Consider the following 12867-nt stretch of genomic DNA (forward strand, 5'->3'; position numbering starts at 1 on the left):
CATTTATGCAAACACTTTCATTTCTAATTTTTAATAAAATTTTTCCCAGATAGAATGGTATTTATTTCTAAACAGGATATGGTACATTGGAGATAGATAGCGTAAGTGAATCATGTTTTGAAAGAGGCGATTTGGATGAAAATCATCATTGCACCTGATTCTTTTAAGGAAAGTTTATCAGCTCTGGAGGCCGCTGACGCGATAGAAAGAGGTTTCAAATCGGTTTTTCCTGGTGCCGATTACAGAAAACTGCCGATGGCGGATGGCGGTGAGGGTACCGTTCAGTCACTGGTTGATGCTACAAACGGATGGATCAAAGAGCAGGTTGTCACGGGGCCGCTGGGGGAGCCTGTGAAAGCGTTTTTTGGCATGATGGGAGATGGGACAACAGCTGTGATTGAAATGGCTGCCGCCTCAGGGCTTCATCTCGTGCCTGTTGAAAAGCGCAATCCGCTCATCACTACAACAAGGGGAACGGGAGAATTAATCGCAGCGGCAATTGATGCGGGCGCAGAGCGTTTGATCATCGGGATCGGCGGAAGCGCCACGAATGACGGAGGAGCCGGGATGATTCAAGCATTGGGCGGAAGGCTTCTTGATGACTCAGGCCGTGAGATCGGGCCCGGGGGCGGCGCGTTATCTCAGCTCGCATCCATAGATGTAAGCAGGCTTGATTCCAGATTGCGGACTGTCAAAATCGAAGTCGCCTGCGACGTGGACAATCCGTTAACAGGGGCAAGAGGAGCTTCAGCTGTTTTCGGGCCGCAAAAAGGCGCGACAGACGACATGGTGCGTGTACTGGATCAGCACCTGACCCATTTTGCGGATGTGGCAGAAAAAGCGCTCGGAACAACCTACAGAGAAACAGAGGGCGCCGGCGCAGCAGGCGGTCTTGGGTGGAGCCTGCTGGCTTTTCTTCATGCTGATCTGAAAAGAGGCATTGATATTGTCCTTGAAGCGGTTGATTTTGAAAATGAAGTTCAGGATGCAGATCTTGTGATTACCGGTGAGGGACGGATTGACAGCCAAACCATCTATGGAAAAACGCCGATCGGCGTGGCCAAAGCAGCTAAATCATATGATGTGCCCGTCATTGGCATTGCAGGTTCAGTGTCACGAGATAGTGATGTTGTCTACAAACACGGAATCGACGCGCTTTTCAGCATCGTTCCCGGAGCTGTTCCTCTTGAAGACGCGTTTGAGCATGCTGCGGAATATATGGAAAGAACGGCTCGAGACATTGCAGCATCCATCAAATTGGCGAAAACGATATTTCTGATATAGCCGGCGCACACGCCAATGCATAGCCATCCTCCCTTTGGGGTAAAGACAGTTAACTACACAATGAAGCATTCATCCCAGAAGGAGGACGCAGACATGACTGTACAAGAAATCAAAGGCAAAAAACTCGTAAAAGGCATTGCGCCAAACGTTGAACCAGAAGCTCTGTTAAATGATAAACGAAAAGTATTTTTGTTTGGTTCTCCGAGTTACACAAACATTGGCGACCAAGCGATTGCGTATGCGGAAGAGAAATTTATAAAAAACCGTTTTCCGTATTATGAATACATTGAGATTATGGATTATGCGACGGATGAGGGCATTGAACTGGTGAAGGAGATCATCCGTGAAGACGATATTGTCTGCTTTACCGGCGGAGGGAATTTAGGAAACCTTTATCTCGATATTGAGGAAGACAGAAGAAAGGTCTTTTCGGCGTTTAAGGACTACAAATCGATTTCTCTGCCGCAATCTGTGTATTTTGAAGATACAGAGGAAGGAAATAAAGAAAAGAAAAAAACACAGGATGCGTACCATCAAAATCCTAACTTAACGATTGCAGCGCGTGAGACGCAGACGTTGGATGTTGTAAAAGAGACATTCGATTCCAATGTGATCTTTACACCGGATATGGTGCTCTCCTTGGATATTGTGCCGAAAGAGCTCGAGCGGGACGGCGTTCTCTTTATTTTAAGAGCGGATAAGGAGAAAGTGACAGACGAAGACTTTATTTCACAGATGATGAAATGGGCAGAAAAAACAACCTATGCGGAGCGTACCGATACGGTGCTGGATACGGTCGACACCATTGATTACGCTGATCGTGAAAAGCATTTTATGGAGATGCTTGACCGCATCGGTTCCAGTAAATTGGTGATTACCGACCGCCTTCACGCGATGATTTTCTCGATTATCACCAAAACACCTTGCCTCGTCTTTGGAAACAGCTACGGCAAAGCCAAACATTCGTACCGGGATTGGCTTGAAAGCTTAAACTTCATTGAATATACGGACAAGAATGATGTTGAGGAACTGGAGCGCATGATCGACCGCCTGCTTCAAGTAGAGCCGAATGAAGTTGATTTGTCTAAGGATTTTCAGCCGTTGGTTGATTTTTTTGCATCGTGAAGATAAAGAAAGACTGCCCTCCTGTAGGCAGTCTTTCTTTGTTAAATATGAAACAGCCAGACGACGAGCGGCCCAAAGAATGAGCCAAGCACCGCACAAAGCGTCATGGAGACTGAACTCATGGATACGGCAAGTTCCCCATATTCAAATGCTTTTGAGGTGCCCAGTGCATGGGAGGCGCTGCCTAATGCGATGCCTTGGCCAAGTGAGCTGCGTATGCGGAGCCATTTTAAGACCATCGGCCCGAGGATGACGCCTGAAAAGCCCGCAATCATCACAAAGACGACTGTCATGGAAGGAACACCGCCAAGACCGGCGGCGATCTGAATAGCGACAGGGGTTGTGATCGACTTTGGCAGAATGGATAATAAGAGATCATGATGAATCCCGAATGCTTCTGCGAAGATCAGCCCGCTGATCATTCCCATGCATAATCCGACCAGCACGCCGCCTATAATGGGAACACAATGTTTTACAATGATATGCCATTGTTTATAAAGCGGATAGGCCAGTGCCACAACAGCCGGCCCAAGCAAAGAATTGATCCATTTTCCCCCGATCATATAGCCTTCATACGAAACATGGAACAACACCAAAACCGCGACAATCAATATTGTCGTTGTCAGAACAGGGATAAGAAATGGTAACGGGAATCGCTTATAGAGTTTGACCATCGCTAAATAAGCGGCAACTGTTAAAAGAATTATAATGATTGCGATACATGCTTGCTGCATTTCTCTTTCTCCTCACGCTTTTTTGCTTTTTTCTCTAATAGCTGGCTGACGAATCCAGCCGCAATGATCGTGACGATGGTGCTCAGAACGACTGTAATCAGCAGCATCAAACCATTTAATGAAATGAGAGACGGGTATTTCATCACTCCTGTCATTGCCGGGATGAACAACAATGGAAGAAAGGACAATAAAAAACCTGCTCCGTCTTCAATAATGGAGACCGGAACAATACGGAGACCTAAACAGATCAGCAGCAATACCAGTCCGACTATGCTTCCTGACACTGGTAAATGAAACAGATGCTGAAGGGCTTCCCCAATCATAAAAAATACATATAAAATCAACACTTGCAAAATAATTCGTATGACTTTCACATCGAGTGCTGCTCTCCAATTAGAACAGCCTCCTCCTTTCTGGTGACTTGCTTTGACGATTGTTCTGAGGAATCACTTTACTTTCTTTTTGTATGATTGTACTATACAAGTATAAAAATGATTTAGTTATATAACTTGTATTAATGCAGTTAATATACATTTGTATTATACAAGTATATGTGGTGTTGTCAATGTCGGAGATTGGAATGGGGAGCGAGAGCGATTGCAAAAACAAAATCCAGTTGAATTAATTGAATATGAGCTGACGACTTTTATCAGGAGAGCTGTTTATCTGGATCAATCAGAGAAAAGAACAGGGAATTTGGAGAGATCATCCTACTTATTGTTAAGACAATTGGATGAATTTGGGCCTGCCCGCGTAAAGGAGCTGGCCGATTCGTTTAAATTAGATATCTCTACTCTTTCAAGACAAGCAGCTGCATTAGAGGCGAAGGAGCTCATCTATCGTTTCTCAGACCCTTCCGATGGCAGAGTCAGTCTGTTTACTATTACAAAGCTTGGCAAACAAGCATTAAAAGCCGATAAGCAAAAGCGCCTTGAACGTTATGAACAGATGCTGAAAGAGTGGTCAACAAATGAAAAAGAAATGTTTGGCGAACTTCTGCAGCGTATGAACAAGGCCTTTATCGATTAATAGCCAAAAAACCCATGTGTTCGCATGGGTTTTTTATGCCATTCAGGTTTATCTGCTTCGTTTGACGGCAGCCCATGCACAAGCAAGCCCGGCAAGAACAGCCGCCGATACAATCGGGCGCTTCGTGGCTTTCGTGTAGTAGCTTCTTGACCGCATCCATCCTTTATTTGTGCCTCTGTCATGCAGGCCGTAGCCCGCTTCATAAAGCGCACTTTTTTCTCGGGGGTTCGACGGTCTTTCGGCATGCTGGCTGCAGTACATAATTTTTTCCATCAGTCTGTCGGTCAGCCGGGGGAAAAGAGCACCCAGCATGGCGATGGCTTTTGCCTGTGAGCCGATGTACATGTCACGCTTCGGGTGTTCGGCGGCAAACAGGATGGCTTCGGCGGCCGCTTCCGGCGGGTAGATCATAGAGCGGTAATGAGCCGGCTGTTTGTCGAGGTAGCTGCGCGCGTGTTCGTTGTAAGGCGTGTCAATTCTGCCCGGATGAATGAGCGTAACCGAGACGGGTGCCTGTTCTTTTTCGAGCTCCATTCGGATGCTTTCCGTCCATCCGTGAAGCGCAAATTTGGCTGACGCATATGCGGATTGAATGACCGTGCCCCTGTCGCCGAACAGGCTTCCTACATTGATGAGGGCACCCGGCACGCCTCTGCTGGTGTAGTGTTTGACGGCTGCTCTTGTTCCGTAGACAGGTCCCCAGAAGTTTGTGTCGAACATTCGCTTCATGTCGTCGACGGTGACGTCCATGGCGTGTCCGAAAATCGAGACGGCGGCATTGTTGACCCATGTGTCAAAGCGGCCGAATGTGCTGATCGCGGTTTCTGCGATGCGGTTGACGTCTTCTTCTTTTCCGGTATCCGCTTTCACCCATATGGCATCGTGCCCTTTTTCCTTTAGTTCATCAGCGAGCTCCTTCAGCGCGTCTTCATTTCGTGCTGCTGCCACGACCTTTGCCCCTTTTTTAGCTGCCATTCTCGCAGTGACAAGACCGATTCCGCTTGAAGCGCCGGTAATGACAATCACTTGATCCTTAATTTGTTTCAGTTTGAGCTTCGTTTTCATGCCGGGGTTCTGTTGTTCAAGCTGTTCTGTATTTGTGACTGCATCATCGTTTGCCATTAAGAATCCCTCCTGAACGCGTTTTTGTACCTTTACCCCATCCAGGAGGTTCTTAGCCCTTTTGACAATCACAGGGTTCTTTTTTATATTATATAAGTCGCTCTACCATACCTAGGAGGGAATGTTTTAATGACTAGCAGAGGAGATTCACGTGAAAAAATCCTTCACACGGCGTCACGTCTGTTCCAGCTGCAAGGATATCACGCGACAGGTTTGAACCAGATTGTGAAAGAAAGCGGTGCTCCTAAGGGATCGCTTTATCACTTTTTTCCGAATGGCAAAGAAGAATTAGCAATTGAAGCGGTTACATATACCGGAAAATTGATTGAACATCTGATACAGCAAAGCATGGATGAATCCTCTGATCCAACAGAAGCGATTCAGCATTTTATCAAAAAAACAGCCAGCCAGTTTGACAATACAGAAAGCATTCAAGGCATTCCAGTCGGTTTGCTGGCGAGTGAGACAGCGTTAATCAGTGAACCGCTGCGGACGGTTTGCATGAAGGTGTTTAAAAGCTGGGAAGCGGTTTTTGCGAAAAAATTAATGGAAAACGGATTTGCAGAAGAAGAAGCAAATCAGCTTGGAATGCTGATCAATTCGATGATTGAGGGCGGTATCATGCTTTCGTTAACGAATAAAGACAAAACGCCCCTTCTTCTCATTGCCGAGCAAATTCCAGTGCTGGTGAGAAAAAAAGGGTAGCATTTTGTTATCCTTTCTCCTACAATTATATAGAACGGTCTAGTCAGATAAACTATATTATATAGACTGGTCTAAATTGGAGGAAACGATATATGAAAACATTATGTGAAAACTCATTACCTAAAGAAAAAATGCCTTATTTGCTCCGCAGCGGAGAAGGTGAGCGCTATTTGTTCGGCAGACAGGTCGCCACGGTAATGGCGAATGCGAAGAGCACAGGCGATCTGTTTGAGATCGTGCTGCTTTCCGGGGGAAAAGGAGATGCCTTTCCGTTTCACGTCCACAAGGACACACATGAAGGGATTCTCGTTTTGGACGGTAAGCTTGAGCTGACACTTGATGGAGAACATTATTTATTAGTATCAGGCGATTATGCGAACATTCCGGCCGGAACACCGCACAGCTACCGGATGCAGAGCCACAGAACACGACTGGTGTCGTATACGATGAAGGGAAATGTGGCGCACATGTATTCCGTTATTGGGAATCCATATGATCACGCTGAACATCCGCCGCACGCAATCGAAGAAGTGTCAAACGAGCGATTTGCAGAAGCGGCCGCTGTGGCGGACATTGCCTTTCTGGATGATGAAAAGCCAGCAGGTGCGGCAACATTAGCGGAACTTACAGAGCTTCCGGATAGAGCCGTTCCATACGTGCTTGAGTCTGGGGAAGGCGACCGTCTGTTGACGGGGGATCAGCTTCACCGCATTGTGGCTGCACAAAAAAATACAGACGGCCAATTTATCGTCGTATCATCGGAAGGCCCTAAAGGTGATCGGATCGTTGATCACTACCATGAACACCATACCGAAACATTTTATTGCCTTGAAGGGCAGATGACGATGTGGGCGGATGGCCAGGAAATTCAGCTGAACCCGGGAGATTTTCTGCATGTCCCTGCGCACACCGTTCACTCCTATCGTCTGGATTCTCATTATACAAAGATGGTGGGCGTACTGGTTCCAGGCTTATTTGAACCGTTTTTCCGGACGTTAGGTGAGCCGTATGAAGGCCACATCTTCCCAAGTGAGCCTCAGGCTCTGCGCTTTGATCGCGTCCTGCAGAATATCGAAGCATTAGATTTAAAGGTAATGAAACCATAAAAATGACAAGATTGTAAGGTTCCCATGCCTGCCTGACACCTAAATCGATGTTTGCTCGCTCCTTTTTTTCATACCCTTAAGGTACAGAAAAAAGGAGCGTGATGGATGTGGTTTCATTACAGCCGACTTTGGCAAATGAGCGGATCAGCGTGCTTGATGTGCTAAGAGGATTGGCGATTTTCGGCATCTTATTTGTCAATCTGGCACATTTCAGTTATCCGGATATGTACTTGTCTATGCTTGGAAAAGAGAACTTTTTTACAGAAAAGTGGTCTGCAGCAGACTTTGCAGCAGCAGACATACTGACATTCTTCATCCAAACAAAATGTATTTTGTTATTTTCCTTTTTATTTGGATTTGGCATGGTTGTCATGATGGAGAGAGCCGTAAGCAAAGGGAAGCGGTTTGTTCCGCTGTATGCGAGAAGGTTAGCGGCGCTTCTCTTGTTTGGAACGGTTCATGCCTTTTTGATTTGGGACGGGGATATTTTAACGGAATACGCCCTGCTCGGCTTTGTCCTGCTCTTATTCCGAAAAGCAAAGCCGAAAACACTGCTGATATGGGCGGTCTCTTTGTATCTTTTGTTTTCCATTCCGTTTATTTTGACCAGCTTTTATCAATCAAACGGACAGGAATGGGTCCAAGCGGCAACTCAGCAAGCAAAGCAAGCACTTCATGTTTACGGAAGCGGCAGCTTGAAGGACATTGCGGAACAGCGGATCCACGATCGTCTTGTTTACATGTCTTCGAATGGCATGCTTACGTATAACCCGCTCAACTTCTTCTTTGCATCGATTCCTTATTTCAGCATGTTTTTGCTGGGAGCTGCGGCGGCGAAATCACGGTACTTGCACGATCCGGGAAAGTATCGCAAAGGATTGAAACGAGTGTGGATGGCTGGTCTTGTCATCGGCATGAGCGCCCAAGTGCTGTACACTGTAACAGATAAGGAAATATTCTTGCTGATTGGCGCGCCTTTCTTGATGTTTTTCTATGTCACAACGGTTGTCTATCTTTATCATAAAACAAGAGTGAGAACAGTGCTCCAATCCTTCTCCGCTGTTGGACGGATGGCATTTACCAATTATCTGATGCAGTCTATCGTGTGTACGTGGATTTTCTATCATTACGGCTTGGGGTTGTATGGGAAAGTGTACCCTGCTGCTGGTGTGCTCATCACGATTGCGGTTTGTGCCATTCAAATGGTCTTCAGCCACCTTTGGCTTCGTGTCTTTCGGATGGGGCCGTTTGAGTGGCTGTGGAGAAGCGCTACGTATATGGCGTGGCAGCCTATTGTAAAGAAAACAAAAGTCTAGATGCCTATTGGCGTCTAGACTTTTTTCTATTATTTATACACGACACGTGTTTTGCAAATGATGTCATGCAGGCCTTTTTTCTCTCCAAAGGCGATCATGATAAAACCGATATAAAAGATGATTCCTGATAAGATATATGCAAAGTAACGGCCAATTCCTTGTCCGACGGAAACCCGTTCGCCTTGTTCATTGACCACTTTCAGGCCAAGAATTTTTTTGCCGAGTGTGCCCTGCATTTTAGAAGATGTGAGCAGACCGTAATATAATACACTGATGACGATCGTGATCAGCATGGTAGGCAAAAATGCAAGCGTCATGTATTTCACTAAATACTCTTCTTCCGTCATGTAAGGGTCTGCTGCCACAGATCCAGCTACAAAAACACCATTGATAATAAATAGAATAATATAACTAGGAACAGATACAATAATGCCATCGATAAAATAAGCTAAAAAACGAATCCAAAATCCTGCCGGTTTTTCCATGTATTTTTCTCTCTCCTTTGAATTAATCTGGAATAGTATACTTTGAAAAAAAAGCACATGCAATATGATATGGTGATAAAATCCTGATATGCCTGAAAAATGAGTCTTTTATCCTTCTGTTTTTACTATATAAATCTACTAGCAGGTGATAAAAAATGTCTTATACATTAAAAGAAATGATGGAACATTGCCAAATGACCGAAGATGCCATCCGTTATTATGAGAAGATCGGACTGCTTCCGCCAGTCAAACGAAAGGCAAATGGGCATCGAGCGTTCAGTGAGGACGATAAAAAACGGCTCATCTTTATCAGATGTCTGAAGAAAACGGGTATGGCTTTGGAGGAAATGAAGCCCTTCCTCAGCCTGCAAGAGCAGACTGACAGGTTAGATGATCATCAGCGCGCGCTGCTGAAAAACTATCAGGATAAGTTGAAACAGAAACAGAAAGAATTACAAACAATTTGGGAGCTGATTGAAGAAAAGCTGGAGAGCGGAGAAGGATTTGGGCCCCCGCTGCAAAAAAATAGGTATTGACCTGGTGTTTACACCAGGTTTTAGCATAAAACACAACCCTGGCAGCAGGGAATCATGCGAATAGGGAAGTGTTTTATACATGAAAAACGTAAATATTGGAAAGACCGGGCTGAACGCCTTCAACATTGGTTTAGGTGCAGGTGTTGTCGGTAATGCGATGATGTATCCCAATGTGACGGAAGAGATGGGAAAAGATCTGATTCATGCTGCATTTGATGAAGGCATTGATTTTATTGATACAGCATATTTATACGGCTTGGGCAGGTCTGAGGAGCTGATTGGAGAGGCCGTTAAGCAGCGCGGCAATCGGGAAAAGATCGTGATTTCAACAAAGGTTTCCCCTTCTCCCGAGTTTGTGAATGGAGCTGTGAAGACAGACATTCGACCGTCAGCGCTGCGCAAGGCTGCTGATGAAGCGCTTATTCGATTGCAAACCGATTATATTGATATCCTTTTTTTGCATTTTCCTGACAGCCGAACACCATTAGGGGAAGCGGCGGACGCGCTGGCTCAGTTAAAAAAGAAAGGCAAAATTAGAGCTGTTGGCGCATCTAATCTGGACTTTCATCAGCTGCAGGAGTTTAATGCTGAAGGCCATTTGGACGTGTTTCAAACTGAGTACTCTTTACTTGTACGGCATGCTGAGGAGGACATTCTGCCATACTGCAGAGAAAAAAGCATCTCTGTTATCCCGTTTTATCCTCTCGCTTCCGGATTGCTTGCCGGGAGGTACAAACACGATGATGTTTTCACTGATGTATCAAGATCGAATCACCCGCTTTTTCAGCGTCAGGCATTTCTGGAGAACCTTGAGAAAGTGGAGAAATTAAAGCAGTTTGCTGGACAAAAACAAGCGGAACCGGCGCAAATTGCATTGGCGTGGCTGTTACACAAGCCGGGGATTGATATGATTATTCCGGGAGCCACTCGGCCTGAGCAGCTGAGGGCTAATCTAAAAACAGCAGATATTCATTTATCAGAAGATGACCTGAAACAAATGGATCGGATGTTTGGCTCATAACATATCGCAGAGATATACCCCAGATTGAAGAAAGGGTATATCTTTTAGTTTGGATCGCTTTTTCCGCTGTTTTTGTTTTATGATATAAAGGGAAAATTTTCTATTTTGAGAGGTGTCTGTTTATGTCTAGAAAAAACAGCGTGGCGATCGTAACAATCATTTCTGCGTTCCTTTTTTGTGCCATGATTGCCGCTGCTTCACTTTCGCCGCTGGCCGGAACGGGAGGGGCGGCCAATCAATTTAACTCAGTCGGCATGTGGTCAGCTATCGGTATGATCCTAGTGTTGTATTTCATTCCTTTTCTCATTTATATGCTTGGAGTAGATGCGATGAGGTATGTAATGGCCGTGCTTTGCGGTTTTGGACTGCTGATTCATTTGTCTTCGGCCGGTTTTATCTTGATGTTTAGTTTGTTCAGTGACCATCTTCTTTCTGAGGTGACCTTTGTAATTGGGGTTAATCTCGCTGCGGCTGCTGTCAATGTCATTTGGTTTTTTGCTGCTTTTCGTTCTGCATCAAAAAAGCCCGTTACAAGAAGTATTACATAGTTTCCTAGACTTGTAATTTTACTGCTCATACAATTATAAAATGGACAATATGCTGTACCTATTGCGATCTCATTTATGGTCAAATCATTTCATATGAAAGCTTTGATTTGCTGAGGACGTAACGATTTATATCAGAATCTATCAGAAACTAGTAGATTTTGGGAAATAATTGAATGTGAGAAAAGGCTGGCGAGAAGATCTCGGCAGCCTTTTTTGCTTTTCTATGTATAAATTTTGATATTATACGTTAGAGGCTGTACGGTTTCATTTACTAGAGGAGTATTGTCTTGTAACATATTTTATAACTAGTCATTTCTTTATTTTCCCTTTTAGTTTTCAGGTTTATAGAATGATAGAAAGGTTGGGTGAAAAGCAAAAGAGAACCTGCAAGATGATGCAGATTCTCTTCACTATGATTATTTAGAGGCTTGAATAAATACACCTTTCTCATGAGAAAACTCTTTAAATCCATATACCCCATGATAGGACCCGATTCCGCTTGTGTTGACGCCGCCGAATGGCAGGTTGACGTCACTGAAGTGAACGACAACATCGTTGATGGCTGCGTTGCCTGATGTCGTATGCTGAAGGACGTTGTCGATCAGGTCTTGATTGTGGCTGAATACATAAAGCGCAAGCGGTTTATCGCGGTCATTTACGTAATCGATGACCTCGTCGATGTCTTCATAGTTCATCATCGGCAGGATCGGTGCGAAGATTTCCTCCTGCATGATTTTCATGTCGGGCGTGACGTTTTTCAAAACGGTTGGCGAGATCGTGCGGTCGCTGGCATCAAAAACGCCTCCGAATACGACTTCCGCCCCTTTTTCGATGGCGTCGTCGAACAGGTCTTTGACGCGGTTAAAGTTGCGGTCATTGACGATCTGCGTAAATTTGCTGCGGTCTGGGTTGTGATCATCCTCCATAAATCCTGCGTTGACGATTGTTTGTAAAATGCCCGCGAACCTGTCTTGCACGTCTTTATTAATGAACAGATAATCAGGGGCGATGCAGGTTTGGCCGGCGTTTACGAATTTGCCGACGGCGATCTTTTTCGCTGCGTCCATGAGATCGTATTCACTGTCGATGATCGTTGGGCTCTTGCCGCCTAGCTCAAGTGTGACAGATGCCAAGTGTTTGGCAGCGGCTGTCATAACGATTTTTCCGACATTTGTGCTTCCAGTGAAGAAAATGTGGTCGAACGGCTGATCTAGAAGCTCGGTTGCCACCTCAACCTCTCCTTCAAAAATCGCGACTTCTTTTTCATCAAAAGCATCTCGAATGACTTTTGCGGCAATGTTGCTCGTATTCATCGTAAAATCGGACAGCTTCACAATCGCGCTGTTTCCGGCTGCGAGAGAAGCGGCAAGCGGCGCCATCGTCAGCATAAACGGATAGTTCCACGGGCCGAGGATGAGTGTTACGCCTTTAGGCTCGTACATGAGAATCCCGTTTGCCTCAGGGCTTAACGATGAACCGACTTCTTTAGGCGCCATCCATTTTTCCAGGTTGTTCATATTATCTCTGATCGCTTTTTTCGTTCCTTCGATTTCCGCTTTTTTGACCTCGTGATATGGTTTGCGGACGTCTTTGCGAATCGCTTCGATGATTTCTTCTTCATAGGCGATGACGGAATCTAAAAAGCGTTGAAGCTTCTCTATGCGCTGTTCCGCTGTTGAAGCGCGCAGTGCTTTTTGCTGTTTTTTCTGAAGCTGAAAGACACGCTGAATGTCGTCTTTTACTTGCTGTTCCATTGTAAAATCCCCCTCATTTGCTTTCTTCTTTTCTCGGACCTATTATAAAGTGGTACCTTTTCTGTAAGGAAGACAACGGTGAACCATCTATACGTTACCGTA

General features: G+C 45.2%; 14 protein-coding genes. 9 read left to right on the plus strand and 5 right to left on the minus strand.

The features are described from left to right. The first annotated feature begins 135 nt into the window (after positions 1–135). Both KHQ79_RS12905 and KHQ79_RS12910 read left to right on the plus strand, forming a co-directional pair. The gene (locus tag KHQ79_RS12905) at positions 136–1284 is read left to right on the plus strand and encodes a glycerate kinase (RefSeq protein ID WP_225515463.1); all 1149 of its coding nucleotides are present in this window, start codon (positions 136–138) and stop codon (positions 1282–1284) included. Between the two features lie 93 nt (positions 1285–1377). Then, entirely contained in the window at positions 1378–2409 is a 1032-nt protein-coding gene (locus KHQ79_RS12910) for a polysaccharide pyruvyl transferase family protein (protein ID WP_019259976.1), read from the plus strand. 41 nt (positions 2410–2450) lie between these two features. Here KHQ79_RS12910 and KHQ79_RS12915 read toward each other — a convergent pair whose 3' ends face one another. Continuing rightward, the gene (locus tag KHQ79_RS12915; RefSeq protein ID WP_003236432.1) at positions 2451–3143 is read right to left on the minus strand and encodes an LrgB family protein; all 693 of its coding nucleotides are present in this window, start codon (positions 3141–3143) and stop codon (positions 2451–2453) included. Then, complete coding sequence (locus tag KHQ79_RS12920) at positions 3113–3517, minus strand: CidA/LrgA family holin-like protein (RefSeq protein WP_003236431.1); 405 nt, start codon at positions 3515–3517, stop codon at positions 3113–3115. Before KHQ79_RS12920 ends, KHQ79_RS12915 begins: the two co-directional genes overlap by 31 nt. A gap of 223 nt (positions 3518–3740) precedes the next feature. On the opposite strand from KHQ79_RS12920, the gene KHQ79_RS12925 reads away from it, so the two are divergent. Beyond that, positions 3741–4172, plus strand: a complete 432-nt coding sequence (locus KHQ79_RS12925; protein ID WP_003236430.1) for a MarR family transcriptional regulator — start codon at positions 3741–3743, stop codon at positions 4170–4172. A gap of 48 nt (positions 4173–4220) precedes the next feature. Here the strand turns inward: KHQ79_RS12925 and KHQ79_RS12930 are convergent, their stop codons facing one another. Then, positions 4221–5294 (minus strand): SDR family oxidoreductase, encoded by a 1074-nt coding sequence (locus KHQ79_RS12930; protein WP_225515465.1) that lies wholly within the window; start codon positions 5292–5294, stop codon positions 4221–4223. Between the two features lie 129 nt (positions 5295–5423). Between KHQ79_RS12930 and yxaF the strand changes: the two genes are divergently transcribed. The 3 genes from yxaF to KHQ79_RS12945 all read left to right on the plus strand — a co-directional run bounded on the left by yxaF (position 5424) and on the right by KHQ79_RS12945 (position 8421). Then, positions 5424–5999, plus strand: coding sequence for a transcriptional regulator YxaF (yxaF, locus tag KHQ79_RS12935; protein ID WP_003236428.1), 576 nt, complete (start codon positions 5424–5426; stop codon positions 5997–5999). A 92-nt stretch (positions 6000–6091) separates the two neighbouring features. Next, complete coding sequence (locus tag KHQ79_RS12940; protein WP_003236427.1) at positions 6092–7105, plus strand: quercetin 2,3-dioxygenase; 1014 nt, start codon at positions 6092–6094, stop codon at positions 7103–7105. Between the two features lie 107 nt (positions 7106–7212). After that, entirely contained in the window at positions 7213–8421 is a 1209-nt protein-coding gene (locus tag KHQ79_RS12945) for a DUF418 domain-containing protein (RefSeq protein ID WP_225515467.1), read from the plus strand. A 29-nt stretch (positions 8422–8450) separates the two neighbouring features. On the opposite strand, the gene KHQ79_RS12950 is transcribed toward KHQ79_RS12945, so the two are convergent. Further along, a complete protein-coding gene (locus tag KHQ79_RS12950; protein ID WP_003236425.1) occupies positions 8451–8906 on the minus strand; it encodes an RDD family protein in 456 nt (151 codons plus the stop codon). Between the two features lie 155 nt (positions 8907–9061). Between KHQ79_RS12950 and KHQ79_RS12955 the strand changes: the two genes are divergently transcribed. The 3 genes from KHQ79_RS12955 (at position 9062) to KHQ79_RS12965 (ending at position 11011) form a co-directional block, all read left to right on the plus strand. Continuing rightward, positions 9062–9442 carry a MerR family transcriptional regulator gene (locus tag KHQ79_RS12955; protein WP_225515469.1) on the plus strand — a complete coding sequence of 127 codons (381 nt, stop codon included), beginning with the start codon at positions 9062–9064 and terminating at the stop codon, positions 9440–9442. Positions 9443–9521: 79 nt separating this feature from the next. Next, complete coding sequence (locus KHQ79_RS12960; RefSeq protein WP_225515471.1) at positions 9522–10463, plus strand: aldo/keto reductase; 942 nt, start codon at positions 9522–9524, stop codon at positions 10461–10463. 122 nt (positions 10464–10585) lie between these two features. Further along, positions 10586–11011 (plus strand): DUF5391 family protein, encoded by a 426-nt coding sequence (locus KHQ79_RS12965; RefSeq protein WP_225515473.1) that lies wholly within the window; start codon positions 10586–10588, stop codon positions 11009–11011. A 416-nt stretch (positions 11012–11427) separates the two neighbouring features. On the opposite strand, the gene KHQ79_RS12970 is transcribed toward KHQ79_RS12965, so the two are convergent. Continuing rightward, positions 11428–12765: an aldehyde dehydrogenase family protein gene (locus KHQ79_RS12970; protein ID WP_225515475.1), complete on the minus strand. Its 1338-nt coding sequence runs from the start codon at positions 12763–12765 to the stop codon at positions 11428–11430. Between the last annotated feature and the right edge of the window lie 102 nt (positions 12766–12867).

This window comes from Bacillus sp. TSO22, assembly GCF_020223595.1.
GTDB classification, from domain to species: Bacteria; Bacillota; Bacilli; order Bacillales; family Bacillaceae; genus Bacillus; species Bacillus inaquosorum.